The following is a 24,548-nucleotide window of genomic DNA, read 5'->3' as shown; positions in this document are numbered from 1 at the left end:
TCTATTTGATGATTAATACTTGGCACTTTGCCCGTTGTACAATTGTCCCGCTTACACTACCAAGAAACAGCTTTTGTAAATTACTTAGGCCGCGGTGACCTACAATAATCATGTTAATATCATTCTCTTCCGCAAAATCACATAATGCTACGGCTGGGTTCTTCTGTGAAAAGTCTGTAATAATCTCAGTCTCTACTATCTGACCTGAAGCTTGCAGCTCCTCTTTTATATTTTCTAAACGAGGATAAAGTATTTCCGCATCCTTCATGGATAAGTTTCCAGCCACTGCAGTAGTATTACTTGATATCCCCAGGGTCACTACTGTAACAACATAAATCTTCGCATCCTTAACTGTTTTTGCCTGAATTTTTGCTTCTTCAATTGCTTTCTTACTTAATTCAGAACCGTCATAGGCAACAAGGATTTTGCGCACCATCTCTTCATCTCCCTTACTCTTCCTTTATATTTTACCAACAACGAATCCTTTCCACAAATGAAGGTAGAGCAATTTGTTTCCTTCTTATTAAAGATTCTAGTATGCTTCTGAGTAAATGTATGGTCAAATTGACAAATAAATGAGGGATCATCATGAAACAGGTTGTTAGCGATATCGTCCAATTCCGAGGGAGTCATTATGAATTCGGAATCCATCAAGCAAAATTACTGCAACACTCCCCCATTCTTACCGCCCGAAAAAGACAGTGGGATAAGCGAACTTCCCGGCATTTCATCGTCAATGAAGGAAAAATCAAAGCAATCTTTGAACATTTTAGTCCAGAAATTTGGGAAGAGCTGATGGGCCTTGCAGATGGATTCGATATGAGTATAAAAGAAGCAATCCGTGAATTTGGGGGCTATTATTTTGAATACGGTAAAAGCGGCTGTTCCATCTTAATGGGAAATGACTATATGATACGGAATTATGATAATGACCCAATTACCTATGAGGGGCGTTATGTATTATATGCACCTAGAGATGGTGGCTATGCAACGCTAGGGCCTTCCATGCAGATTACAGGCCGAACGGATGGCCTCAACGAAAAAGGGCTTGCGGTTGGATATAATTTCGTGAATCGGCTGCGATCTGACGATGGATTTGTATGTAATATGATAGGGCGGCTCGTACTTGAAAAATGTGCAACTGTTGATGAAGCAATTAAACTATTAGAGGAGATTCCTCATAGACACTCCTTTACCTATTCACTTGTGGATATCACCGGTAGAAACGTAGTAGTGGAGGCTTCCGCCACTGAAGTACTGGTAAGGGATGGAACTGTTTGCACGAATCATTTTGAGAACTTGACGAAAGAAAACCGCTTTCGAATGGATGATTCATTACGTCGGTACCACGAGATTGAGAAGCAGCAAAGCACTATTGGAAATATGTATGATGCATACAAGGTATTAAATGATACAGACAAAGGTGTATTCTCGAAAAAATATGGGGCGTGGGCTGGTACAATCCACACAGCTGCATATACTCCTATAAACTTGCATGCTTGGATTGCACTTGGAGGAGACCGCAAGCCATTCATTATCGATTTCAATAAATGGCTTAACGGAATAAATCTAAACGTCAAACAAATCAAGGGAGAACTTGAAGCAACCAACGGATTTATAAACCGATAACTAAATAGAGCATTTCTCACTATTCTTTATCACCGTTTATATGATATATTTTATAAAACAACAAAGGAAAAGGAGAATAACATGAGCTTACAAGATTTACTAGATTTTAATGAAAAATTTGTAGCAGATAAAAGTTATGAGGCCTATCGGACAGATAAATTTCCGAATAAAAAAATGGTGATATTCACTTGCATGGAGTCAAGATTACTGGAGTTATTACACCGAGCATTAAACCTGCAAAATGGTGATGCTAAAATAGTGAAAAATGCAGGAGCGATTATCCGTAAGCCATTCGATAGTATTACGAAAAGCATTCTCGTGGCAGTGTATAAACTAAAAGCTGAGGAAGTTGTCGTCATTGGACATCATGATTGCGGGATGTCCGATGTCGATATAGATGCGTTAAAACAAAGTATGCTTGATCGTGGCATCAGTCTCGATCGCATCGAAACATTAGAAAATAGCGGTATTCATTTAGACGAGGAATTCCACGGTTTTACCACTGTCGAGGAATCAATTATGCAAAGCGTCGGCATCATCCGCAAACATCCTCTATTACCTGAAGGTATCAAGGTTCATGGTCTAGTAATTGACCCGGAAACCGGGAAAGTGGATGTCGTTACGAAAGACGAATAAACCTCTAAGGCTGAAACATTCCTTCGAGTAATAAAAAATATCAGGGCTTATAAGCCCTGACATTTTTTTATTTCCGATCTCTAATATAAAACGAGAGGATGAGCCCCAGCAAAGCAATAGCTCCTGCAAATACGAAGGATATATTCACCCCACGAATCATTCCCTCAATCCCCTTTTCTGGAATCGTAAAAGTAGTCATAATAGTAATCGGCAACGCCGTACCAATCGAACCTGATACTTGTCGGAGCGTGTTGTTAACGGCTGCTCCATGAGATATCAATTCAGTCGGCAGTACGTTCAGCCCTGCTGTAGTTACCGGCATCATGACCATGGAAATACTAGCCATCCGTAAAGCATGGACAACGGAAATATAGACAAATGACGTCTCTGGGGTAAGGACGGCAAACATGAATGTCGAAACAGTTAAAATAAACATTCCTGTAATGGACAGCCATTTTGCACCGAACCTGTCAAAAAGTCTACCTGTGATTGGATTTAAGATTCCTTGGATAACTGCACCGGCAAGTAGTGCAAGTCCTGATTCGAAAGCTGAAAACCCGAGCATCGTCTGCATATACAGTGGTAAGATTATTGCCGCTCCAATCACTGCAATAAATGTAATCATACCGATAATGGTCGTAATGGTAAACATTTTATACTTCATCACCCGAAACTCTAAAATCGGTTGTTTTAATTTAAATTGACGAGTGATGAACCAGATGAGTGTAATCGTACCGATTAGAAATCCGAGAATGACCTCTGCACTTCCCCATCCTGCGCTTCCAGCCATACTGAACGCATAAAGGATTCCACCAAAACCAAAAGTTGAAAGAATAATGGATAAAACATCCAATTTCGGATTTGTCAGTTTCGTAACATTTTTTAACACAAAATATGCGAGGATGATATCAATGATCGCGATCGGCAGGATCATCCAAAATAGCCAGCGCCAGGATCCTGCTTCAACAATATAACCCGCAAGAGACGGACCAATCGCCGGAGCAAATGCTATGACAAGACCAAACATCCCCATCGCTGAACCACGTTTTTCTATTGGGTAGATGAGCATCAGAATGGTTTGCATCAGCGGCATCATAATCCCTGCACCTGAAGCCTGTAAGACCCTCCCTGCTAGTAATAATTCAAAGTTAGGTGATACAGCTGCTGTAAGAGTTCCTAATGAGAATAAAACCATTGCAGTTAAAAAGAGTCTTCTAGTGGTAAATCGACCAATAAGAAATGCTGTAATTGGTATCATAATCCCGTTTACAAGCATAAAGACCGACTGCAGCCATTGGACTGTATTTTCGGTCAAGTTTAAGTCGGTCATTATTTTAGGTAATGCTGTACCAAGTAATGTTTGATTCAGTATTGCTACAAACGCACCAGATATAAGCACGATAACTAATGGAATACGGTTGAATTCCTTCCCATTACTATCTTCTGGCATATGACGATCTCCCATGTTTATTTCCTTCTTCCTTATAACTATTGATACTTACGAGTAACTCATAATTCTACCATTACTTTACATGCTTAACAATTTTTAAGTTTTATTTTAGAATGTATTAGTGAATGTAGTTTACTATCCCCCATTTTTGGATACGTTATAAATATCACTACAAAAAAGGAGTTAACACTATGAAAAAAATACTTATGCTACTTACCATTACAACCTTAATTGGAATCCTTGCTGCATGCGGGGACAACGATGAAGTGACAGAACAACCACAAAACAACGATACAGCTACAAACGAAGAAACAGATACAACTACCGAAGAGAATACGGATAATAATGCAACGGACGATACGAATACAAATGATAACAATGATTCTGCTGCGACGGATTCAAATTATATATTTAGAAGCTTCGACTTAGAAGTTGATATTGAAAATGACGATGATGCCATCGATGTAGATTACGATGATGACCGCGACGACAATGAAATCGAAGCGTCTTACGAGAATAAACCAGAAAATATTAACCTAAGCGGAAACGAAGCGATGGATGAATTAGACAGTATCTTTACAGCCTTTCAATTTGATGAAAACTCATCGGATGAAGAAGTACTCAGCGAAGTACTTGAGGCATTTAACATTCCAGAAGACGCTGCCAAAGTAGACCTCGAAATTGAATATGCCAATGGTACTGAAAAAGAATATAGAAGATAAATTAAAAAGCATTCAGATGAGGCCATAAACTCCCCGCCTGGATACTAGTTGAATATATTACGTAAAGCCTAACCCCACTTGCATTGGACTTGTTTCCGGTATAGTGGGGTTAAACTTTTCCTCTTACTAAATATGCCCTTCTTTTAGGGCTTATTTTTTATGGTATATTTGTACAGGGGTGAGGAAATGATTATTTTTAAAAATGGGGATTGGTTGATTCGTCATGTCGAGGAAAGTGACCAGCATCTGCTGGTAAAATGGCTCCGTGATCCAAGAGTGCTTGAATACTATGAGGGCAGAGACAAGCCGTATGATTTGGAAGCTGTTAATTTTGAATTTATCAATGTGAAGGATCATATAGAAAGGTGCATCATTGAATATCAATCTGAAACAATCGGCTACATCCAAATCTATCCTTTGGATGCAGATACGCAAAAGATATACGGAATTTCCGGAAATGATTTCTATGGGATGGACCAGTTCATTGGTGAACCCTCTTACTGGAATAAAGGAATTGGGACCGAACTCGTCTCCTTGATTGCTGACTACCTCATTTCTGTACGTAAAGCTGAGCAAGTTTACATGGATCCACAGCTTAGAAATCCTCGAGCACTACGTTGTTATGAAAAAGCAGGATTTAAAAAAGTTAAACTTTTGCCGGAACATGAATGGCATGAAGGTAAATTTCAAGATTGCTGGTTGATGGTTTACCCGGGACAGTAGATTAGAGTTTTCAATTTAGTAGGTTATTGAACCAGGAAAATGTAGTCAATGTATTCTTCACTAGATTATTTCTATAACCACTAAACAGCGTGACACCTTATCTCGGTGCCACGCTGTTTAGAATTCATATTCATCTTCTATTTAATAAAGCCATTTTCAGTGATCAAATGTTTAACTGGAACGTCAAACGCTTCATTTGGCAGTTCTTCCATCAACTGTCCAGAATAAAGGATAGAGACTGTATCCCTTGAAAAGTCTGCAAGGAATCGATCATAATATCCACCACCAAAGCCAACTCGATAACCTCTTTTGTCATATAAAAGACCCGGGACAATGATTAAGTCAATGACATCTTTTTCTACCTTTGTGGTTTTATCGGGATTCGGTTCCATCAGGTTAAAGAAACTTTCTTCCAATTGATCGAAATTCTCCAACTGGTAAAAATCAAGCTTCTTCGCATCTGGAATACATTTAGGAACAACAATCGTTTTTCCATCTAGCCATCCTTTACGGATGATTGGTTCTGTATCCCATTCAAAACCGCCTGAAACAGTGATTCCAATTGTATCCGCCTGCTTCCAGAAATTTGATGAAGTCAAATGTTCGACTAATTGTCCACCTATTTTCGACCTTGTGTTGTCATCCATTCCAGTTAATATATCTTTTGCCTGCTTTCTTAAGGCTTTCTTATCCATTGCAGTCCCCCCTTAGAATAATCCGATAATATTACCTTCAGGAGTAACATCAATATTTTCTGCTGCCGGCTTCTTCGGTAATCCTGGCATCGTCATCACTCTACCTGTAAGAGCAACAAGGAATCCTGCTCCAGCTGATACTTTCACCTTTTGAATGGTGATATCAAAATTCTCTGGCGCACCTAACAAGCTTGGATCATCAGAAAGGGAATATTGTGTTTTTGCCATACAAACTGGTAATTTGCCATAACCTAAGTTCTCTAGACGAGCAATTTCACGTTCCGCTTCTTTGGATAGTTCAATTCCTTTTCCACCATAAACCTTCTGTACTAGTTTTTCAATTTTCGCTGTAATGGAATCCTCTAAATCATACGGATGGTGTAGCGTGCTTTCTGTTTCACAAAGCTTCACAACTTCATGAGCAAGTTCTTCTGCACCTTTTCCACCTTCAGCCCACACGTTGGAGAGAACGACACGGACTCCGATTTCCTCACATTTTTTCTTAATGACATTAATCTCTGCTTCCGTATCTGTCGGAAATTTATTAATCGCTACAACAGAAGGAATGCCAAAGACTTCTTGCATATTTTCAATATGTTTCAACAGATTCGGCAAGCCTAACTCGACAGCTTGGACATTTTCATTGTTTAAGTCCGTTTTAGCCACTCCACCATGCATTTTCAAAGCACGGACAGTTGCTACAATCACTGCTGCGTCTGGTGCAATTCCAGCCATTCTGCTCTTAATATCGATAAACTTCTCTGCACCAAGATCTGCACCGAAACCAGCTTCTGTAACAGTATAATCAGCGTATTTGAGAGCAAGTTTTGTTGCCATGATACTATTACAGCCATGAGCGATATTAGCAAACGGGCCCCCATGGATTAAGGCAGGCGTTTTTTCCAATGTTTGTACGAGATTTGGCTTTAATGCGTCTTTTAGGAGAGCTGCCATTGCTCCATGCGCATTCAACTCACCGGCAGTCACCGGCTCATCTTGATAAGTATAGCCAACAATGATATTCTTCAATTTTTCCTTCAGTTCTTCGAGATTGTTTGCGAGACAAAGGATAGCCATGATTTCAGAAGCAACGGTTATATCAAAACCATCTTCACGCGGAGTTCCATTTTTCTCTCCGTTCAGGCCGATTACAATATGACGCAGCTGTCTGTCATTCATGTCGACGACCCTTTTCCAAGTGATTTTTCTCGTATCAATGTTTAATGTATTACCTTGGTGGATATGGTTATCCAACATTGCAGCAAGAAGGTTATTCGCAGCACTGATCGCATGAAAATCACCAGTAAAATGGAGATTGATATCTTGCATCGGCACGACTTGGGCATATCCCCCACCTGCTGCTCCACCCTTCATCCCAAAGACTGGGCCAAGGGAAGGCTCGCGTAATGCAATCATCGTTTTCTTTCCAATCCGGTTCAAACCGTCACCCAACCCCACAGATGTTGTCGTTTTCCCTTCTCCAGCAGCAGTCGGGTTAATAGCAGACACTAGGATAAGCTTACCATCAGGTTTGTCAATCATCTTTTCGAAAGCTGTAAAATTCACTTTCGCTTTATAATTCCCGTAAAGTTCCAAATCCTCTGCAGCAAAACCAGCCTGCTCCGCAATTTCTTTAATTGGTGCCAATTCCGCCGATTCTGCGATTTCAATATCGGTTTTGTATGTCATAACATATTCCTCCTTTTTCTTTTTATTTTTTTATGGAGTCAATAGGAACAACACTCAATTTTGAAATTTTCCAAAAAATGACATTATCCTATTTTTAATAAGTTAATTTTTTAATGCCATTCGTATCGTATGTAAGGTATGACCATCTAATTCATCGTCAAACTCAGAAATCGTTTGAAATCCTTTTTTCTTATAAAAGTTCAATGCATTCTCATTTTTGCGCTCGACATGAAGTGTGATTTCTTTTGCACCCAACTTTTCCATACCGATATTCAAAAGTCTGCTGCCAATTCCTTTACTTTGATATTCAGGTAATATGTAAATTGCATGTAAATGGCACTTTTTATCCGATTGTACTTTGGAATAGTTTGCAAAACCGACGATGTTCCCTTCCACTTCTGCTATAAAAATATAAGTCTTCCTTCGCCTTTTTAGTAACATTTTATCACTATAGGCCTTTGATAGGAAGCTCTCTTGGATATCCACCGGAATAATCCCAGCATAGGTTGCATTCCAGCTTGTCTTTGCAACAGTTTGCACGGCTGCAACATCTCTTCTTTTCATTTTTCGGATGCGTACGCTCATTTTATCACCTTGCCGTCTAAATTAACCATATCGATTATTTTTTATCTTTCATTCTCTCTGCATGATATTTCTCTAAAATTACCCTTCCGACTTCCGAGGAGTCCAGTCCTTTTTTAACAGCTGCTGCAATAACGAAATAAAGAACAATAAAAGGTACAATATATATAAATAATTGCATTAATGTCACTAAGAAATCCATATGTATTTCCTCCTCCTTTCTATTATACTTGTTTCTTTATAACGGTTCCATGTTTGGTTATAGCAATCTTTTTTTCAAGACCAATAATCAGGGTCGGACATGCGCAGCTCTTCTACAATATCATCTAGATCCAACGGAGTGATTAAATAGATCGGATAATCTTCAGATATTTTCTTTGCTGCATCATAGAAATATTTCACACTGCCAGGGAATTCTTCGTCCATTAAGATCAAGCTTGCATCACTTTTTTCAACAAACCATTGATTTTTTGCACGAAATTGATATGGTCCTTTGTAATCCCCAATATAAATAGGTTTGTAGAAATCAGCGACCATAATTATTTCCTGATATTTCTCCTGCAGTCCTTTCGGCCAACGCTTGTCCTGATTTTCAAATGCAGGAAACACAGCCAAATTGATGTCGTATTCTTCTTTTAAGTCCAGGACAACTTCAGCTGTCCAAAGCTCAACTCCCATTTGCCCCGATACAATTACCCACTCCAAGCCTTCTTCGATAAATTGTTTGATTCTTTTTTCGATAGCCGTTTTGATAATATGAACTTTCGGATCATTTTCTTTAAAGATGCCGAGTTCCAAGGATTTATAGCCTGTCACATGGAGTACTTTCATTACATTCACCTCATGCGTACAATATAAAAATAGGCTGGAAACGTTATTGTTCCAGCCTAATCCTACTACTATATTAACACCATTTCCCATGCTTATTCCAGTTTTTGCCGTAATGCATTCCGTAACCAGGTTGAGTAGCTCCCATTACTTGCCCTGGTCCCATGCCATAACCTGGACCCATACAGCCAGGGCTAAACGCTCCTGCTACTTGGTTTGGAGTAGACGGGACTTCGAAAGACCCTCCGTATTGATCGACACTGTTAAATGTGTTTTGTACTGAAGTAGAGTGCGGAAAGAAATGTTTATTCTTTTGTAAATGATGATTCATAACTGTTGTGTGCGATGGATGAACATGATTTACAGTGCTTTCAGAGAACTGATTGACGCAATTATGCTTTGTTGGGTGTACAATTGTACATTCATGACAGCCACAGTGACGTCCATGACGACGACGCATAAGATTATCCCCTTTCTGTTATAGATTCACTACTAACCTATGACAGCCGCCAAGGAGATGTATAAGCAAGTACCCAGCTATAGAGGAAATATATGCTAATGCCCCTTATTCCGCAAGTCCGTTTTTTGCATTAACTATTCATCAATAATGGGCTAAGAGTCCTTTTTGCATCGCAACTCTTTCACAATATATAAATATAGCAAGACCTAAAACAAAGTAAAATAGAGCATTGACTATCAATACAACAAAATCATATACTGCAAACTGGGAAAGACCCACTCCATGAATCATTACCTCACGGACCATATCAATCCCTTTGACAAATGGCAAGAACTGGATGATTGGTGATAATGATATGGGAATGAAAGTAAGTGCCATTAATATAAACTGGAGGATTTGTAAAAAAGCTTGGATTTGTTTAACAATGATGGTTATCCCCGCAATAATAAAACTGATTCCAAACATACCAATAAGGGTTAATAACATAATTGGAGCAAGAGTGACAACATCAACATTCAACCACTGTCCTGCTGTTGCCATAGATATATGCAGCAGTATAATAACGATGATCAAATTAATAATGGTTGTTGATATCAACCGTACAGCCATTATCCGCCAAATACCCATTGGAGACATGGAAAGTTGCTCTAGTGTACCTCGCATAGCCTCGTTAAGTATTTCATAACCAATACTATTAATGATTGAAAATGCTAAAAACCAAAAAATATAGTTTACAATCACATATTGAGTATTTGCATCCTGGGTGGTAGGATCTCCAACAATCTGGATGACTCCAAACAAACCGAGGAAAATGATATAAAATGTTAATATCATCGCAATCGTATTCGGCAAATACCGCTTTAATTCCAAGTATTCCTTTTTCAAGTTTGCTTTAAGAAGATTGAGCCAGGCTGCCATTTCCCTTCTCCCCCTTTAGTATTTTCATAAATATCTGTTCAAAATTCACCATTTCCCTGTCAATTGACTCTACCGGAGTATTTGCTAGCTTTAATATATCAAACAGCTCATATATCTCTTCATTTCCCAGTAAATCAACTTCTAATGAGGATTGGTAGCGATCGGGTTCGTATTTATAGGTAGGGAATATCTGAATTAACTTATCCTGTTGCTCATTTGTCAATGTAGTTCCAAGTGCAAGTTTATATGTCCTTACTTCAAATAATTTCAGTAAATTTTCGATCCGATCATTAATAACGATCTTTCCTTTATTTATGATTACAGTACGCTCACAAATATCTTGAATAACATCCATATCATGTGAACTGATTATAATTGTTTTACTATATTTTTTAACTATTTCCTTTAACATACCCCTTATTTCATAGCTTGTTTCCACATCAATTCCTAAAGTAGGTTCGTCCAGTAAGATCACTTCCGTATCCGCAAGCATTGCCACAGCAATAGCCAGCTTTTGTTGCATTCCACGGGAAAGACGATTAACAAGCTCATGTTCTTTTTCTTTTAAACGGAAGTTCTCAAGTAACTCTTCAATCCTCTCTCTTACTTCTCGTTTGCTTTCTCCCCTGTTTCCTGCAAAGTATTCCAGATTTTCTCTAACCGTCAGACGCCAATACAGATTCCGGTTCCCCTCTAGTACAGCACTGATATGCTTTAGCGCCTTTAACCTTTTCTGTTTATTATCAATCCCTTTAATCGTGATTGCTCCAGAGTCTGGACGCAACAAGCCACATATCATTTTAATTGTAGTTGTCTTCCCTGCCCCATTAGGCCCGAGCAGTCCAAGTATCTCCCCAGGATAAACTTCAAAAGACACATCTGTCACCGCATGGACCAGTTCCCCTGTTTTTCGCTTTTTATACGTTTTATTGAGGTTATGTACCTCCACAATTGCTTCCACCGTTTTAACCCCTTTCGAAATAATCTAACTTTATTTTAGAATACTCTCCTACATCCTCCTACAACCCTAAGCAGTAAATAATCTCAACCTTCGGACCGATGTGACTTACTGTAGAATATCGGTCCATCATAAACATGTGTATGATATTCTCCCGATTCACCAAGGGGACAAACATCATACGTTTGGATATCACGAATGAAGTTCATATCCACCTCTCGGCCAACCCATTCCTTTGGGAGCTTTTCCTCATCCACTTTAATCACTCTGCTCTTGAAACCAGAAGCGACAAAATCATATAGCAATTGAATTGCTTTATCCTGATCCGTCCACAATGGATACAGCGACTTCAAGTCAACAGATTTTGCCAACTCTTCTCCCCACTTGCGATGCCCTTCCAGATAGATATCTCCATAAGCTATCGCTTCGAGCTTGTATATATGCTTTAACTCCATTAATTTTTGCTTATAATCTGTTGTATAACTTTCAAAATCGGTAACAACCAATTCAAGCGGTATGCCTAATTGATTTGCTTGTTGTTTTAAGCGCTCCAATTTTTCTCCATGTGCAACAGTCTCCCCATTCTCTTTCCATATTGTTGTAATGAGGCAAACAGCCGAAATTCCTTGCTCCTTTAATCTGTATAAAGCAAAAGTCGAGTCCTTTCCTCCACTGAATGATAACCCTGTTCTCAATACAAATCCCTCCTATGTCTTCATTACGGATGATGCAATCAAAAGGTTTCCATTTTAAAAAGGCCAAACTAGGTAGCTTTAATCACATACCCACTCTGACCTTCTTTGCATTTATATTTTTTGGTTTTGTTCTTTCAATAAATCTCTGATCTCCGTCAACAGTTCTTGCTGAGCATCCACTTCCTCTACTTCTTTCCGTTTAAACTTATTTAAAAAGCGAATCGCTAAAAAGATAGAAAAAGCAATGATTAAAAAGTCAACAAACGACTGGATAAATATTCCATACTTTATCTCTGCATCACCGAGGCTAATTGTTAATCCGGTAAAATCAATACCGCCAGCGAGCATTCCGATAAGTGGTGTAATAATATGTTCAACAAATGAAGACACAATTGCATTAAATGCTGTTCCTATCACTACAGCTACCGCAAGATCAATGATATTCCCTTGAAAAGCAAATTCCTTAAATTCTCTCCACATACTTGTCAACCCCAATTCATATGTCATTCTTTTAGTAAAGATAACATAACTCAGTATAATGCACATCTCTCAAACCGAAAATAGTTCTATGGTATCATAGATAGTAAGTAGAATAAGGAGATGAAGTGAAGTTGTTAAAGGACAATCGATTCAGAGGGTTAACCGCCAATGATGTAAAACGGGATTTGATGGCGGGTATTACAGTTGGGATTGTCGCTATTCCTCTTGGAATGGCATTTGCAATTGCTTCAGGGGTGAAACCGGAATACGGTTTATACACTACTGTGATTGCAGGGATATTGGTTGCTTTATTTGGAGGGTCGAGATATCAAATTGCAGGTCCAACTGGTGCCTTCATCCCAATCTTGCTTGCGATTGTTTTGGAATTTGGCTATGAAGATCTGCTGATTGCTGGATTCATGGCCGGTATTATGCTCATGTTGATGGGCTTTTTTAAATTCGGTAATTTAATCAAATTCATTCCCCGGTCTGTAACCATTGGGTTTACTGCGGGGATAGCGGTGATCATTTTCGCCGGACAAATTGAGAACTTTTTAGGGTTAGAAGGAATGGAGAAAAAAGAATATTTCCATGAAACGATGATCCAAATATTTGAGAGGCTCCCTACCCTTAATTTGTACAGCATCTTAGTCGCTGTGTTAGGTGTTCTTATTCTCATTCTTGTACCGAGATATTTTCCACGTGTTCCCGTTTTATTAGTCGCATTAATCATTCCTGCATGTATTGCTTACATATTCTTTCCGGGAAAAGTGGAAACAATCGGTTCAGCATTTGGTGGTATTTCCCAAAGTCTACCGACTCTACAGTTTCCTGAATTAACATGGGATAAAATTGTTACTTTGCTCCAACCAGCTTTTGTTATAGCAATGCTTGGTGGTATTGAATCATTACTATCTGCGGTTGTAGCGGATGGAATGACCGGCAAAAGACATAATTCGAATCGTGAACTCATTGGGCAAGGACTTGCCAATGTTGTCACGCCACTTTTCGGTGGTATTCCTGCAACTGGAGCAATTGCCCGAACGGCAACCAACATTAAAAGTGGTGCTGTCAGTCCCCTTTCCGGTGTGTTCCAAGGGATATTCGTTCTAGTTACGATTTTGGCACTTGCGCCATTCGCATCCCATATTCCATTAGCTAGTATGGCTCCAATACTAATGCGGGTCGCAATCAATATGAGTGAACATAAATCATTTGCTCATATCGTTAAATTAAGAACCAGTGATTCACTCGTCTTGGCCGTCACTTTCTTGTTAACTGTATTTGTTAATTTAACGGTTGCCGTCCAATTCGGTTTGCTCCTCGCCATGTTTTCTTTCGTTAAACGGATGAGTGAAGTGGTGGGAGTCGAGAAGGTAATTCCTACCCGTTTAAAAGAAGAAGAAAATTCCAAAGGATTGCAGTCAATTTGTCCAAAGATCGCCTTCTTTACTATTGAAGGACCATTGTTTTTTGGAGCAGCAGACAAATTTGAATCCATGATTACGAGATCCATCAATAAAAAACCGAGCGTGCTGATTTTGAAGATGAAGCATGTTTCCTATATTGATGCAACAGGAGGCAATAACTTAGCCTCATTGATCCGCGATTTCAAGAAAACTGGTGGAACGACCTTACTTGCAGAAATGAATGATGACGTCTTAAATACGATTAAAAATAGTGGTCTATATGAAGAAATCGGTGAAAAGAACATTTTCAGTGATGCAAGTAAAGCTGTCGACTACAGTTTAAATCTAATCAATGTAAATAAATGTTCCCGTTGTGGCAAAAAAGGCGCGACTACCTGCCAAGTCTATCTGGAAAGTCAACAACTCCGCTCTCAAGCTGATAGAGCGGAACATGGTGTAGTGAACTAGTCCTACATTTTTAAAAAGTTTTAGATATGAATTTGCATTTCTCTCACACTCATGCTATACTAAATGTATTATTTTCGTTCGGTGAATAAAAGGATAGAAGTAACACAGTGTTGTTTCGTCTTGAATTGGTAACTTGAACAAAAATAGTAATAAACGTGCTACAAGCACATGGAGGTTTTTTTAATGAACACAGGTTCAGTAAAATGGTTTAACGCAGACAAAGGTTTCGGATTTATCGAAGTTGAAGGTGGAGACGATGTATTCGTACACTTCTCAGCAATTCAAGGCGAAGGCTTCAAAACTTTAGAAGAAGGTCAACAAGTTTCTTTCGATATCGAAGAAGGAAGCCGTGGACCACAAGCAGCTAACGTTACTAAATTATAATATTTAGTGATTAGCGAAAAAAATCTTCCTGTCCGCAGGAAGATTTTTTTGTTTCCAATTTAAATATCAAAGAATTCCTTCACAACTTCTCACGTTCGATCAGGACTCGAATTTAGTGTTTTCGCAGCACTTGTGAAGCTCTCATGTTCGATTGACGTAAGAATTTTGGTGCTCGTAGCATGTGAGAGGCTCTCACGTTTGATTGATGGATAGAATATAGGCGCTCGTAGCACGTGAGAAGCTCTCACGTTTGATTAACGGATAGAATTTAGCCGCTCGTAGCACGTGAGAAGCTCTCACGTTTGATTGACGGATAGAATATAGGCGCTCGTAGCACGTGAGAAGCTCTCACGTTTGATTGAAGCAATAATTTGGCATCCCGTAGCACGCGAGAAACGCTCACGTTCGATTAAGGCTTGAATTTAATGCTGCCTTAGCACGTAAGAATCTCTTACGTTCAATTGAATCATGAATTCAGGGCTACCCTATTACGTGAGAAGCTCCATGAAATAAAAAACTGAGACAGAAGCATTGCCTCTGTCCCAGTCTATTTTATTTTACATACTCATCAGTTAATGTTGTAACGATTTGTTTCTTACGAGATACTACACCTTTTAGTAAGGCACGGTTATTTTGCAGTTCCACATTGAATCCAGTTGCTACATTAGCCTGTCCTCTTCCAAGGGCAAGCACTTCAGAATCATTATTGAGAATATCTGTTACTACGAATAGGAAAAGATCGAGACTTTTACTTTCAATAATTTGATTGATTTCCGCTTCAATTTCATCTTGTTTTTCATAGATTTCACTTAAATCAACCGTATTTACTTGAGCAATTTCTACTTTTGCATCGCCCATTGAAAATTCTTTCGCATCCATTGTTAACAGATCAGAAACAGACTTTTCACTTAAATCCGCACCAGCTTTTAACATTTCAAGACCATATGTCTCCAAATCCACTCCTGCAATTTCTGCCAATTCACGAGCAGCTGCCACATCTTCTTCTGTGCAGGTTGGTGATTTTAATAATAGGGAGTCAGAAATGATTGCAGATAATAACAAACCAGCGACTTCTTTACTTCGCTCCACATTATTCTCTTTGTACATCTTATTTAGAATCGTTGCGGTACACCCAACTGGTTCTGCACGGAAATAAAGAGGTTCTTTCGTTTCAAAGTTTGAGATGCGGTGATGATCAATCACTTCAACAATTTTTGCAGCTTCTATATTATCTGCACTTTGCTGGAATTCGTTATGGTCAACAAGCACAACTTCCGTGCCATCTTCTACTTTTTCAAGTAGAGCCGGAGCTTCTACATTAAAGTAATTTAAAGCGTACTGTGTTTCTTGATTCACTTCCCCTAATCTGCGCGCTTCCACATCTTCGCCAAGTTTTCCTTTCAAATCAGCGTAAACAACTGCTGAGCAAATTGTATCTGTATCCGGATTCTTATGTCCAAAAACTAATTTTGCCATTATGCCCTTCTCCTTTTATATGTAATGAATGAGTTAACTTATGTAAATATAATCAAATTTTATCATATCAAACTTTCTCTTTCAATTATAGGACAGGCATGCATCTGGCCGCCGGATTATTTTACAATCGAATAGAGAAAAGCTAAACTAGTATAGGAAGTATGATTGTGAAATACCTTTCAAGATGAAAGAGGAGGAAATATATATGTCTAGAAAACAATTTAATCTAGCTAGAACTGCATTACTTAATTTTATAGAGGAACTAACGGAAGATACTGCTGATGTCCAAGCATCACCATTCAATAATACATTACGCTGGCATGTTGGCCACGTACTGACTTTCAATGAGAAATTATTGTTCCGTTACCCTAAAAAATCTAATAATATTCCCGAAGAATATGCAGAACTCTTCGGACCAGGCACAAAATCTAGTGAGTGGACAAAAGAAGCACCCACATTAGAAACATTGATAAATCAATTGCAAGAGCAACAAGAACGGGTTAATAACTTCGATGACCTCTTCTGGCAAACGAATGTATCGTTTAAAGTTCCATTTGGCAGCATTGAAACATTTGGTGACCTATTAATTATGCTCGCTCATCATGAGACAGAACATCTAGGCAAAATGAAAGCAATGCTTCAGGTAGTGAATGCGGAAAAATGACAAATAAGATAATCATTATTGGCGGCGGAATTGTTGGAGCAAGTTCCGCCTATTTCCTTTCCAAGCAAGGTACCTCTGTTACTTTGATTGACCGAGCGGATGATGGTCAAGCTACTGATGCAGCTGCAGGCATCATCTGTCCCTGGCTTTCTCAACGAAGAAACAAAGCGTGGTATCGGCTGGTGAAAGCTGGAGCAAAAATGTATCCGGAGCTCATAGCAGATCTGGAAGCAGATGGTGAACTGGATACTGGTTACAAACGGGTAGGAGCACTCAGCATCCACCATGATAAGAAAAAATTGATTGCCATGCAAGAGCGGGCCATCAAACGACGAGAAGATGCACCTGAAATTGGAGATATCCAATTATTAGATGAAACAATGGCGAAAGAGAAATTTCCACTTCTACGTGATGGATATGAAGCTCTATATGTAAGCGGTGCTGCGCGAGTTGACGGGCGTAAGCTGCGAGATGCGTTGATCCGTGGTGCAGTAAAACATGGAACTAAATTAATCCACGGCAGTGCGGAGCTTTTAATTGAAGGTAACCAAGTTACAGGAGTAACTGTAGACGGGGAAAAATACTTTTCAGATCAAGTGATAGCAACAACCGGTGCTTGGATGAATGATCTGCTTGAGCCATTTGGGCTTAAAGAATTTGAGGTTAAACCGCAAAAAGCTCAAATTCTACATGTACGTTTTGAAAAATTGGATACGGAAAATCTCCCAGTCATTATGCCACCAAACGATCAATACATGCTCAGCTTTGATGATCATCGATTCGTCATCGGAGCGACTCATGAAGACAATGTGGGTTATGATACTAACTTAACAGTATTCGGTATAAACGACATCTTAACGAAAGCATTAGAAATAGCCCCCGCTTTGAAGGATAGTATATTTCTGGAAGCTCGGGTCGGTTTTAGACCAATGACAGAAGGATTCCTTCCAGTAATCGGCAAGTTGAAATCTGCTACCGGCCTCTTGTATGCAAATGGTCTCGGAGCTACAGGTTTGACTGCAGGACCATTTTTAGGCAAGCAGCTTGCTAAAATGGCTCTACATGAATCGACCGATATCAACCTTGAAGATTACCAGCTTTAGGTTCTAAAAAGTTAGACGTTCTACTCCAACCGAACGTCTAACTTTATTTTGTTATTTAATAATAAGTACGGGGCAGTTTGCACGCTTGGCAACTTTGTGGCTTACACTCCCGAGGATAAGGGTTTGCAATTGATTAAGCCCTCTACTCCCAATGACGACACAATCAAATGCCCGTTCATTGGCAAACTTTACTATGGTTGGACCAGGATCGCCGTGAAGAATATGTGTCCCGAAGATTATTTTCGATTCATCCAAGCGTTCGCGAATAGGTCTGATTTTTTCTTTGCGCTTTCTTTCAATTTCAAATTGGTTATTGGAATGAAGAGCATCTTTCTTTGCTGTACTTTCATCAACGACGTAAACCGCATCGATTGCACTATCAAATTTCTGTGCTAATTTAATGGAATATTCTGTTGCTTTTATCGAATGTTCCGAACCGTCAACTGCAAGTAAAATACGCTTAAACATTTGTTCACCCCACACAATTTAAATTTTTGATCAATAGGGACTCAACTTGATTTTTCCCGCGCAATCATACGAGTGTTTCCATCAATTTTCCCTTCAATCTTACTGATTATACGTCCAAAGAATTGATAGGAATACTGGAATATCGGGCTCTGGATGAACGTAAAGATAAATGAAAAGATAAAGACAGGACCACCAATCAGAAAGCCGACTACCAACACCAGCGTTTCAACTATTATCCGCACGCGGCTAACGGACATGCCTGTTCTATCGGACAAGGAGAGCATAAAACCATCCCTAGGCCCGGAACCTACTCCACCGGCATTATACATACCTCCACCGAATCCCATAATTACTATCCCCGTGATGATAATGATAATGTCCATCCATGTATTTGTAGCAGTCGGAAGAAAACCCATCCACATATATAAATCCACAAATGCACCTACTAAAATAGCATTGATGAACGTGCCGAGTTTTATGTAGCGTCTATCCATCAGTAGCGTAACTAGAATCAATAGAATAGAAATAATAATCGCCCAAGAACCAATCGATAAGCCAAAGTGGTCGAAAAGCGCTACATTAAGCACATCCCATGGGTGGACCCCTAAATGTTGAACATTGATTGCTAAAGTGATCCCCATACTGAAAATCATCATACCTAAGAGAAAGAATACCCACCGGATTGTCTGCTTCAAGGTACAACCCTCCATTTATTTTTATCTTTCAAATAATATATCATATTCAGACAAAAATGCCATTGTTGTAATCAACCTGTTAAAAACAAATTAGGCACGTATTGCATACAATAGACCGATAACTATACTCGAAAGGAAATGATTACAATGTATTATGGTTCTAACTACAATCCATATTCTTACTATCCTCCATATTATCCTTACCCTCATCCTTATGAACAACCAGCTTATCCGTATACAGAGGACAGGTATTATCCGCCTTTATCTAATGAAGAAATGGATAGACAAGGAGACCATGGAAACCAGCCCTACGTATTTAATATTGAGCATGCCACCGAACGGAATCGGGCATTTCGCAGAGCTGTTTGGACAGGTCAACACTTACAGGTTACACTTATGCGGCTATTACCTGGGGAAGATATTGGATTAGAGATCCATCCGAATACGGATCAATTTATACGAGTGGAAGATGGACGCGGAGTTGTTCAAATGGGGAATCGCCGCAATAATTTGACCTTCGAACGACGGATTCGAGAAGATGATGCGATTTTGATTCCAGCAGGAATGTGGCATAATATCACGAATACCGGCAGGGAATCACTCCATCTTTACTCGATTTATGCCCCACCAGAACATCCACGGGGAACCATACACCGTACAAAACAAGATGCACAACATCATCACGGGAACCAACACAGAGCAGTAGATTAATTATACACACAAAAGCCGTACGCATATTTACACTGCGTACGGCTCTTCACTTGAATTTATCTATTTGCAAAAAACTCCTCCGCACGTTGCAGGAAAATTTCTTGATCTGGCGATAAATCATATTCTTCCTCGATTGCATCAACTGGGCATACCGCTTTACAAGCCGCACAATCAATACATACATCTGGATCTATATAAAACTGATCTGGACCTTCTACAATACAGTCAACTGGACAAACGCTTACACATTCAGCTGCCTTCTCCGATTGACATGCTTCTAAGATAACAAAAGCCACCTGATTTCAACCTCCTTATAGCTATAATATCTCTCTATCAATGATACGGCTTTATTTATGGATTGTAAATTAATTCGATTACAATTAGATGGGCTACTAAGAAGATTGATAGACACGAATTCATCAGGAGAAAATTATATTCACTTTGTGTTTATGAGTGCTATTATCGACCGAAAATTTTTGGATACTGCTTGTTCGGGCGATTATAAGCACTATAATCGACCGAAGCTTCTCAAAGAGAATCACATTCGGGCATTGATTGAACGTATTAATGACCGAAAACGTCCATTCACTTCCTATTCGGGCGATTATTATTAGCACCATAAACGACCGAAACTTCTCGATGACTCCAAATTCGGGCATTGATTGAACGTATTAATGACCAAAAACGTCCATAGAATTCCTATTCGGGCGATTATAAGCACCATAAACGACCGAAGCTTCTCGATGACTCCAAATTCGGGCATTGATAAACCGTATAAATAACCGAAAACGTCCATTCACTTCCTATTCGGGCGACTATTAGTACTATAAACGACCGAATCTATCCGGATACTCTTAATACGGTCGATGAGATACATTATGAACGACCGAAAGTATTGGAAGGCTTCTCATTCAAGCGAATATATATACTAAACATACCTATAAATCACCTATTTAATATATTGAATAGTATTAGAGAAAAAAATTAGCCCTTCCTATACTAGGTAGGGCTAATAGTCACTGCATTATACATAGTATGTCCACTGTTTTTTTCCGACAGTTTGATAATTGTCTTTGAGTACTCGTCTGATCGCTTTCTTAGAATCCACCACCCTGCACCAATCATAGACTTGATTCGTGGTCAATCTCTTCTCTGGAAACAATAACTGAAATTCCCTTATTGAACGTAATATAGCAGAGCTCATTGGCTCTCTGTCTCCACAAGCTTCACAAACGCATGTCCTTTTAACTAAGGTAACTGAGATATTTCTACAGGATTTGCATGAGATTCCCTTTTTCAATTCTTCGTATTCATAAATTGGTAGTTGCATATAAGGAGATATCTCTTTACGGAGATCTAGTAACTTTGCAGAAAGGTTCCTGTTGGTATTTGTGATTCCTTTTGCTTGTAAATTGACTATATTTAAATGTTCATGTAGTTGAGAAGGAAAAATAAATGGTGAATCTAGTGGAGTTTGATAAAGAGTGAAAGTGGGGTTAACAAAAACGACGAACGACTCAATCATTAAAGTGCAGTTGATACTGAGGAGTAATTGGCGTAATAGTGACTCTGTTCTACTTAATTGATGCAATGGGTTAATTACTTCATAATGAGGCTTTTTATAAAACTTACCCGCTTCTAAATAAAAGTCACCTTCATAGTTTTTAATTTCATATAAGTAGATCTTATCCCGAGTTATAATCAGGCAATCAATCTGAAAAGTCGCTTGATTATATTCAAGCAACAAATCCGTTAAAACTAACAAGTCGCCTTTTAATCTTTTCAACAGCTGTAGGAATTGCACTTCACCTTCATAGCCTTTTTTTAGATTAAGATAATACTTGTTCTCTTTGTTTGATAACATCTTCCTCTTACTCAAATGATCAAAAAGTGACAATAATGGTGGTTTACCTACCGTTTCCAATTTATTATCTACACCCTCCTTTCCTTATTTATTACTATAAATAATAACATAAATCTTATTAAATCATCCCCTAATAATCTATATAAAAAATCAGCACATCCATCCCCTTATTTCATACAATACTCTAGATAACTTCAAGGCGGAGGTCCACATCGTTATCTCATGTACTCTCCAGCAATATAAAAAGGAATGGATGCAATGCTTTATTATACTGGTCTCGCATTATTAGTTATTGCAGTAAGTCTTGATGGACTTGGAGTCGGGATTAGTTACGGAGTTCAGAAAACCCGTGTCCCACTGCTAGCCGTTTCCATCATCATGCTCTGTTCAGGCATTACTGTTTTCATTGCGATGACACTCGGATCTGGACTTAAGCATTTTATTTCTCCAGCCATCTCAGAAAATCTTGGTGCTGGTATCTTGATTGGACTCGGTTTATTTACTTTGTATAACCTCATAAAAGCCAAGAAAATAAAACTCGATGATACAGAAAATCCGACTGTCTTTAAAGATGTGAAAAAAGTGCTTCGTTCACCTCATGAAGCAGATTTAGATCAATCTGGCACAATATCGAAGCATGAAGCCATTTTACTTGGGATGGCCCTTGCCTTAGATGCTTTCGGTGCAGGGATAGCTGCCAGCCTACTTGATTATTCAGCTTTTATAACGGCATTGTTTGTAGCAATGATGAGTGGGATTTTTCTCATGATTGGCTTAAAACTTGGCTTACTGCTTTCAAAATATGAAGATATACAATTCTTTTCTTACCTCCCCTCCCTCCTCTTAATTAGTATCGGATTCTTTAATCTAGTAAGTTAAAAAGCTAGAATTCTCTGCTCGGATGAGAATTCTAGCTTTTCGTTTTATATTTGTAAAAGATTTAGCACGATAGCAATGGTAATAATACTTACTGAAGTTGCGATAAAAGTAATGCTGGAAACCAACTCTGGCTCTGTATCAAATTCAATCGCATACATCGTGGTCGTTGCTGCAGTGGGCATCGCCGACACAATAATCAGTACAGTACCTAACAGAGGATCAATATTAAATATCGTAACGAACAGGTATGCAAAAATCGGTGCACCAACCATTTTTAGCGTTACACTTGAAGCGATAACCTGCCAATTCAACTTCAAAGATGTCATAGATCCGAGCTGCATACCAAGCACTACCATCATGACAGGGATAGCTGCTTCTCCCACCACGGAAATCATGGAGTGGATTGAATCAGTTATCGGTATTTGCAAGTATTGAAAAGCGACTCCTAGAATGGCTGCATACGTAGTTGGCATTTTCAGGACATTTATTAAAGCCGTACGCATTCCATCCTTCCCTCTGGAAGCATAGTAGATTCCAAAGAAATTGTTCATCAAGCTCTGAATAATCATGATAAATACAGCATAAGGAAGTGCTGCCGTACCTACGCTAAAAAGGACAACCGGAAGTCCATAATTGCCCGAGTTCATAAAACCTGTTGCCAAAATAGAGGCACTTTCTGTTTTGGGTGACCATTTGAACAACTTGGCCAGCAGCTTATTTAAGACGACCATCACTGCAAATAAAAGTAGCATATAAAAGATGATGATAAGAAAACCACTGTTAAAATCCGCATCATATAGGGTAATAAAAATTAAAGCAGGAGATAATATGTATAATGTAACCGCAGATACCGAACGAACGTCCATTGGACGCAGCCGCTGAATGATGAACCCTGATAAAAACACAAGCATAATCGGTACAATCACTTGAATAAATAAAGCCAAACTCCATCGCCCCAGTCTCATTCGAAAAACATTGTTGAGCACTATTTTATCATATTAAAAGGAAATCATAGCTCCAACTGCTTCAATTTAAATATTTATGGTAACATGAGAAATAATAGTTAAAAAAGAAAGTAGTGTGAAAAAATGCATCTACCGCTCGGAACGATTCAAAACATGCGTGTACTTCGAGTAATTGAAACAGGATATGTACTGGAAAACAGTGAAGGAGAAGCTCTTCTCCATCATAATGAAACGAACAAAGAATTGGCAGAAAATGAAGAAGTAAAGGTCTTCCTTTATAATGACAAAAAAGAAAATATCGTTGCAACAACAATTATCCCCTCTGTCACTATCTCCACTTACGATTGGGCAGAAGTTATAGAAGTAGTCCCTAAACTTGGGGCGTTCGTGAATATTGGAATTGCAAAAGAAATACTCGTTTCCACAGATGATTTGCCAAAATTCCGGTCTATTTGGCCAGTGCCAGGTGATAAACTTTATGTAAAACTTGGTTTGGATTATCGTAATCGTCTCATCGCTTTACCGGCCAATGGAAGTATTATTGCCGAACAATACGAAGGGGCATCCGAAGATTTATTAAATAAATCGGTTTCCGGAAGAGTTTATTTTTCCAGTAGAGAAGGTACTGAAATTTTTACAGAGGAAGGTTATCGCGGGTTCATCCACCATACCGAACGGAAAAGCGAACCGCGTTTAGGTGAACTTGTTACTGGACGTATCATTGATGTCAAAGAGGATGGTACAATCAATGTTTCCTTGCGCCCTCTTAAACGGGAAAGCATTCCTATGGATGCGGAAGATATCATTCTTCATCTTGAAGCAAACGATGGAGTCATCCCTTTCAGCGATAAAAGTGATCCAGAAGACATCCGAGGTACATTAAATATGAGCAAAGCTGCATTTAAACGTGCGTTAGGAAGGTTAATGAAGGAAGGTAAAGTTGAGCAAAGAGACGGTAAAACATACTTATTGAAGGATAAGAGCTGATCTGGAGAAA

At 38.9% G+C, this 24,548-nt stretch carries 30 protein-coding genes; 12 read left to right on the top strand and 18 right to left on the bottom strand.

Annotated features, from left to right (window positions below; translation table 11 throughout):
• Nucleotide 1: 1 nt before the first annotated feature.
• Nucleotides 2-436: a universal stress protein gene (locus ACFSBH_RS10225; RefSeq protein ID WP_379597370.1), complete on the bottom strand. Its 435-nt coding sequence runs from the start codon at nucleotides 434-436 to the stop codon at nucleotides 2-4.
• Between the two features lie 152 nt (nucleotides 437-588).
• Between ACFSBH_RS10225 and ACFSBH_RS10220 the strand changes: the two genes are divergently transcribed.
• Nucleotides 589-1,629 carry a C45 family autoproteolytic acyltransferase/hydolase gene (locus tag ACFSBH_RS10220; RefSeq protein ID WP_379597368.1) on the top strand — a complete coding sequence of 347 codons (1,041 nt, stop codon included), beginning with the start codon at nucleotides 589-591 and terminating at the stop codon, nucleotides 1,627-1,629.
• An 81-nt stretch (nucleotides 1,630-1,710) separates the two neighbouring features.
• The gene (locus tag ACFSBH_RS10215) at nucleotides 1,711-2,265 is read left to right on the top strand and encodes a beta-class carbonic anhydrase (protein ID WP_379597366.1); all 555 of its coding nucleotides are present in this window, start codon (nucleotides 1,711-1,713) and stop codon (nucleotides 2,263-2,265) included.
• 67 nt (nucleotides 2,266-2,332) lie between these two features.
• On the opposite strand, the gene ACFSBH_RS10210 is transcribed toward ACFSBH_RS10215, so the two are convergent.
• Nucleotides 2,333-3,730, bottom strand: coding sequence for an MDR family MFS transporter (locus tag ACFSBH_RS10210; RefSeq protein WP_379597364.1), 1,398 nt, complete (start codon nucleotides 3,728-3,730; stop codon nucleotides 2,333-2,335).
• Between the two features lie 176 nt (nucleotides 3,731-3,906).
• Between ACFSBH_RS10210 and ACFSBH_RS10205 the strand changes: the two genes are divergently transcribed.
• Nucleotides 3,907-4,437, top strand: a complete 531-nt coding sequence (locus tag ACFSBH_RS10205) for a YusW family protein (protein WP_251512207.1) — start codon at nucleotides 3,907-3,909, stop codon at nucleotides 4,435-4,437.
• A gap of 186 nt (nucleotides 4,438-4,623) precedes the next feature.
• Complete coding sequence (locus ACFSBH_RS10200; protein ID WP_379597363.1) at nucleotides 4,624-5,160, top strand: GNAT family N-acetyltransferase; 537 nt, start codon at nucleotides 4,624-4,626, stop codon at nucleotides 5,158-5,160.
• Nucleotides 5,161-5,297: 137 nt separating this feature from the next.
• Here the strand turns inward: ACFSBH_RS10200 and ACFSBH_RS10195 are convergent, their stop codons facing one another.
• From ACFSBH_RS10195 to mscL, 10 genes are all read right to left on the bottom strand, one after another.
• Nucleotides 5,298-5,855, bottom strand: a complete 558-nt coding sequence (locus tag ACFSBH_RS10195; protein ID WP_251512209.1) for a 5-formyltetrahydrofolate cyclo-ligase — start codon at nucleotides 5,853-5,855, stop codon at nucleotides 5,298-5,300.
• Between the two features lie 12 nt (nucleotides 5,856-5,867).
• Complete coding sequence (locus tag ACFSBH_RS10190; protein ID WP_379597361.1) at nucleotides 5,868-7,544, bottom strand: formate--tetrahydrofolate ligase; 1,677 nt, start codon at nucleotides 7,542-7,544, stop codon at nucleotides 5,868-5,870.
• A gap of 102 nt (nucleotides 7,545-7,646) precedes the next feature.
• Complete coding sequence (locus ACFSBH_RS10185) at nucleotides 7,647-8,129, bottom strand: GNAT family N-acetyltransferase (protein WP_379597359.1); 483 nt, start codon at nucleotides 8,127-8,129, stop codon at nucleotides 7,647-7,649.
• 34 nt (nucleotides 8,130-8,163) lie between these two features.
• Nucleotides 8,164-8,328 carry a hypothetical protein gene (locus tag ACFSBH_RS10180; protein ID WP_251512212.1) on the bottom strand — a complete coding sequence of 55 codons (165 nt, stop codon included), beginning with the start codon at nucleotides 8,326-8,328 and terminating at the stop codon, nucleotides 8,164-8,166.
• A gap of 74 nt (nucleotides 8,329-8,402) precedes the next feature.
• Nucleotides 8,403-8,957 (bottom strand): SLOG family protein, encoded by a 555-nt coding sequence (locus ACFSBH_RS10175; RefSeq protein ID WP_379597447.1) that lies wholly within the window; start codon nucleotides 8,955-8,957, stop codon nucleotides 8,403-8,405.
• A gap of 73 nt (nucleotides 8,958-9,030) precedes the next feature.
• Nucleotides 9,031-9,414, bottom strand: coding sequence for a spore coat protein (locus ACFSBH_RS10170; protein ID WP_379597357.1), 384 nt, complete (start codon nucleotides 9,412-9,414; stop codon nucleotides 9,031-9,033).
• Nucleotides 9,415-9,555: 141 nt separating this feature from the next.
• Nucleotides 9,556-10,332: an ABC transporter permease gene (locus ACFSBH_RS10165; RefSeq protein WP_251512215.1), complete on the bottom strand. Its 777-nt coding sequence runs from the start codon at nucleotides 10,330-10,332 to the stop codon at nucleotides 9,556-9,558.
• Nucleotides 10,307-11,293, bottom strand: coding sequence for an ABC transporter ATP-binding protein (locus ACFSBH_RS10160; protein WP_379597355.1), 987 nt, complete (start codon nucleotides 11,291-11,293; stop codon nucleotides 10,307-10,309). Before ACFSBH_RS10160 ends, ACFSBH_RS10165 begins: the two co-directional genes overlap by 26 nt.
• Before the next feature lie 83 nt (nucleotides 11,294-11,376).
• Nucleotides 11,377-11,985, bottom strand: coding sequence for a Dph6-related ATP pyrophosphatase (locus ACFSBH_RS10155; RefSeq protein WP_379597353.1), 609 nt, complete (start codon nucleotides 11,983-11,985; stop codon nucleotides 11,377-11,379).
• 111 nt (nucleotides 11,986-12,096) lie between these two features.
• Nucleotides 12,097-12,465, bottom strand: a complete 369-nt coding sequence (gene mscL / locus ACFSBH_RS10150) for a large conductance mechanosensitive channel protein MscL (protein WP_379597351.1) — start codon at nucleotides 12,463-12,465, stop codon at nucleotides 12,097-12,099.
• A gap of 125 nt (nucleotides 12,466-12,590) precedes the next feature.
• On the opposite strand from mscL, the gene ACFSBH_RS10145 reads away from it, so the two are divergent.
• Together ACFSBH_RS10145 and ACFSBH_RS10140 are read left to right on the top strand one after the other, a co-directional pair.
• Complete coding sequence (locus tag ACFSBH_RS10145; RefSeq protein WP_379597349.1) at nucleotides 12,591-14,342, top strand: SulP family inorganic anion transporter; 1,752 nt, start codon at nucleotides 12,591-12,593, stop codon at nucleotides 14,340-14,342.
• A 183-nt stretch (nucleotides 14,343-14,525) separates the two neighbouring features.
• Nucleotides 14,526-14,726 (top strand): cold-shock protein, encoded by a 201-nt coding sequence (locus tag ACFSBH_RS10140; RefSeq protein WP_251512219.1) that lies wholly within the window; start codon nucleotides 14,526-14,528, stop codon nucleotides 14,724-14,726.
• A gap of 552 nt (nucleotides 14,727-15,278) precedes the next feature.
• Here the strand turns inward: ACFSBH_RS10140 and ACFSBH_RS10135 are convergent.
• Nucleotides 15,279-16,202 carry a manganese-dependent inorganic pyrophosphatase gene (locus tag ACFSBH_RS10135; protein ID WP_251512220.1) on the bottom strand — a complete coding sequence of 308 codons (924 nt, stop codon included), beginning with the start codon at nucleotides 16,200-16,202 and terminating at the stop codon, nucleotides 15,279-15,281.
• A 205-nt stretch (nucleotides 16,203-16,407) separates the two neighbouring features.
• Here ACFSBH_RS10135 and ACFSBH_RS10130 point away from each other — a divergent pair, with 205 nt between their 5' ends.
• A complete protein-coding gene (locus ACFSBH_RS10130) occupies nucleotides 16,408-16,866 on the top strand; it encodes a DinB family protein (RefSeq protein ID WP_379597348.1) in 459 nt (152 codons plus the stop codon).
• Complete coding sequence (locus tag ACFSBH_RS10125) at nucleotides 16,863-17,969, top strand: NAD(P)/FAD-dependent oxidoreductase (protein WP_251512222.1); 1,107 nt, start codon at nucleotides 16,863-16,865, stop codon at nucleotides 17,967-17,969. Before ACFSBH_RS10130 ends, ACFSBH_RS10125 begins: the two co-directional genes overlap by 4 nt.
• A 51-nt stretch (nucleotides 17,970-18,020) precedes the next feature.
• Here the strand turns inward: ACFSBH_RS10125 and ACFSBH_RS10120 are convergent, their stop codons facing one another.
• Both ACFSBH_RS10120 and ACFSBH_RS10115 read right to left on the bottom strand, forming a co-directional pair.
• Nucleotides 18,021-18,437, bottom strand: a complete 417-nt coding sequence (locus ACFSBH_RS10120) for a universal stress protein (RefSeq protein ID WP_251512223.1) — start codon at nucleotides 18,435-18,437, stop codon at nucleotides 18,021-18,023.
• A gap of 41 nt (nucleotides 18,438-18,478) precedes the next feature.
• On the bottom strand, nucleotides 18,479-19,132 hold the full coding sequence (locus ACFSBH_RS10115; RefSeq protein ID WP_251512224.1) for a YczE/YyaS/YitT family protein: 654 nt from the start codon (nucleotides 19,130-19,132) through the stop codon (nucleotides 18,479-18,481).
• Nucleotides 19,133-19,270: 138 nt separating this feature from the next.
• Here ACFSBH_RS10115 and ACFSBH_RS10110 point away from each other — a divergent pair, with 138 nt between their 5' ends.
• Entirely contained in the window at nucleotides 19,271-19,843 is a 573-nt protein-coding gene (locus tag ACFSBH_RS10110) for a cupin domain-containing protein (protein WP_379597345.1), read from the top strand.
• A 56-nt stretch (nucleotides 19,844-19,899) separates the two neighbouring features.
• On the opposite strand, the gene ACFSBH_RS10105 is transcribed toward ACFSBH_RS10110, so the two are convergent.
• Nucleotides 19,900-20,139, bottom strand: a complete 240-nt coding sequence (locus ACFSBH_RS10105) for a DUF362 domain-containing protein (RefSeq protein ID WP_251512226.1) — start codon at nucleotides 20,137-20,139, stop codon at nucleotides 19,900-19,902.
• A 57-nt stretch (nucleotides 20,140-20,196) separates the two neighbouring features.
• Here ACFSBH_RS10105 and ACFSBH_RS10100 point away from each other — a divergent pair, with 57 nt between their 5' ends.
• Complete coding sequence (locus ACFSBH_RS10100; RefSeq protein WP_379597343.1) at nucleotides 20,197-20,457, top strand: hypothetical protein; 261 nt, start codon at nucleotides 20,197-20,199, stop codon at nucleotides 20,455-20,457.
• 410 nt (nucleotides 20,458-20,867) lie between these two features.
• On the opposite strand, the gene ACFSBH_RS10095 is transcribed toward ACFSBH_RS10100, so the two are convergent.
• A complete protein-coding gene (locus tag ACFSBH_RS10095) occupies nucleotides 20,868-21,767 on the bottom strand; it encodes a nuclease-related domain-containing protein (RefSeq protein ID WP_251512228.1) in 900 nt (299 codons plus the stop codon).
• Nucleotides 21,768-21,965: 198 nt separating this feature from the next.
• Between ACFSBH_RS10095 and ytaF the strand changes: the two genes are divergently transcribed.
• The gene (gene ytaF / locus ACFSBH_RS10090; protein WP_251512229.1) at nucleotides 21,966-22,586 is read left to right on the top strand and encodes a sporulation membrane protein YtaF; all 621 of its coding nucleotides are present in this window, start codon (nucleotides 21,966-21,968) and stop codon (nucleotides 22,584-22,586) included.
• 44 nt (nucleotides 22,587-22,630) lie between these two features.
• On the opposite strand, the gene ACFSBH_RS10085 is transcribed toward ytaF, so the two are convergent.
• Nucleotides 22,631-23,530, bottom strand: a complete 900-nt coding sequence (locus ACFSBH_RS10085) for an AEC family transporter (protein ID WP_251512230.1) — start codon at nucleotides 23,528-23,530, stop codon at nucleotides 22,631-22,633.
• 144 nt (nucleotides 23,531-23,674) lie between these two features.
• Between ACFSBH_RS10085 and ACFSBH_RS10080 the strand changes: the two genes are divergently transcribed.
• The gene (locus ACFSBH_RS10080; protein ID WP_251512231.1) at nucleotides 23,675-24,538 is read left to right on the top strand and encodes a CvfB family protein; all 864 of its coding nucleotides are present in this window, start codon (nucleotides 23,675-23,677) and stop codon (nucleotides 24,536-24,538) included.
• The last annotated feature ends 10 nt before the right edge of the window (nucleotides 24,539-24,548 follow it).

Source organism: Oceanobacillus luteolus (assembly GCF_042678205.1).
GTDB classification, from domain to species: domain Bacteria; phylum Bacillota; class Bacilli; order Bacillales; family Amphibacillaceae; genus Oceanobacillus; species Oceanobacillus luteolus.
This window is presented reverse-complemented; position numbering and strand designations above follow the sequence as displayed.

Excerpts from the sequence above, each read along its gene's own strand:
- mscL (WP_379597351.1), bottom strand. The coding sequence starts at position 12,465 with ATGTGGAGAGAATTTAAGGAATTTGCTTTTCAAGGGAATATCATTGAT.
- ACFSBH_RS10190 (WP_379597361.1), bottom strand. The coding sequence starts at position 7,544 with ATGACATACAAAACCGATATTGAAATCGCAGAATCGGCGGAATTGGCA.
- ACFSBH_RS10200 (WP_379597363.1), top strand. The coding sequence starts at position 4,624 with ATGATTATTTTTAAAAATGGGGATTGGTTGATTCGTCATGTCGAGGAA.
- ACFSBH_RS10220 (WP_379597368.1), top strand. The coding sequence starts at position 589 with ATGAAACAGGTTGTTAGCGATATCGTCCAATTCCGAGGGAGTCATTAT.
- ACFSBH_RS10170 (WP_379597357.1), bottom strand. The coding sequence starts at position 9,414 with ATGCGTCGTCGTCATGGACGTCACTGTGGCTGTCATGAATGTACAATT.
- ACFSBH_RS10080 (WP_251512231.1), top strand. The coding sequence starts at position 23,675 with ATGCATCTACCGCTCGGAACGATTCAAAACATGCGTGTACTTCGAGTA.
- ACFSBH_RS10100 (WP_379597343.1), top strand. The coding sequence starts at position 20,197 with ATGGATTGTAAATTAATTCGATTACAATTAGATGGGCTACTAAGAAGA.
- ACFSBH_RS10225 (WP_379597370.1), bottom strand. The coding sequence starts at position 436 with ATGGTGCGCAAAATCCTTGTTGCCTATGACGGTTCTGAATTAAGTAAG.
- ACFSBH_RS10125 (WP_251512222.1), top strand. The coding sequence starts at position 16,863 with ATGACAAATAAGATAATCATTATTGGCGGCGGAATTGTTGGAGCAAGT.
- ACFSBH_RS10120 (WP_251512223.1), bottom strand. The coding sequence starts at position 18,437 with ATGTTTAAGCGTATTTTACTTGCAGTTGACGGTTCGGAACATTCGATA.
- ACFSBH_RS10165 (WP_251512215.1), bottom strand. The coding sequence starts at position 10,332 with ATGGCAGCCTGGCTCAATCTTCTTAAAGCAAACTTGAAAAAGGAATAC.
- ACFSBH_RS10175 (WP_379597447.1), bottom strand. The coding sequence starts at position 8,957 with ATGAAAGTACTCCATGTGACAGGCTATAAATCCTTGGAACTCGGCATC.
- ACFSBH_RS10110 (WP_379597345.1), top strand. The coding sequence starts at position 19,271 with ATGATTACAATGTATTATGGTTCTAACTACAATCCATATTCTTACTAT.
- ACFSBH_RS10185 (WP_379597359.1), bottom strand. The coding sequence starts at position 8,129 with ATGAGCGTACGCATCCGAAAAATGAAAAGAAGAGATGTTGCAGCCGTG.
- ACFSBH_RS10180 (WP_251512212.1), bottom strand. The coding sequence starts at position 8,328 with ATGGATTTCTTAGTGACATTAATGCAATTATTTATATATATTGTACCT.
- ACFSBH_RS10195 (WP_251512209.1), bottom strand. The coding sequence starts at position 5,855 with ATGGATAAGAAAGCCTTAAGAAAGCAGGCAAAAGATATATTAACTGGA.
- ACFSBH_RS10215 (WP_379597366.1), top strand. The coding sequence starts at position 1,711 with ATGAGCTTACAAGATTTACTAGATTTTAATGAAAAATTTGTAGCAGAT.
- ACFSBH_RS10210 (WP_379597364.1), bottom strand. The coding sequence starts at position 3,730 with ATGGGAGATCGTCATATGCCAGAAGATAGTAATGGGAAGGAATTCAAC.
- ACFSBH_RS10205 (WP_251512207.1), top strand. The coding sequence starts at position 3,907 with ATGAAAAAAATACTTATGCTACTTACCATTACAACCTTAATTGGAATC.
- ACFSBH_RS10140 (WP_251512219.1), top strand. The coding sequence starts at position 14,526 with ATGAACACAGGTTCAGTAAAATGGTTTAACGCAGACAAAGGTTTCGGA.
- ACFSBH_RS10135 (WP_251512220.1), bottom strand. The coding sequence starts at position 16,202 with ATGGCAAAATTAGTTTTTGGACATAAGAATCCGGATACAGATACAATT.
- ytaF (WP_251512229.1), top strand. The coding sequence starts at position 21,966 with ATGCTTTATTATACTGGTCTCGCATTATTAGTTATTGCAGTAAGTCTT.
- ACFSBH_RS10130 (WP_379597348.1), top strand. The coding sequence starts at position 16,408 with ATGTCTAGAAAACAATTTAATCTAGCTAGAACTGCATTACTTAATTTT.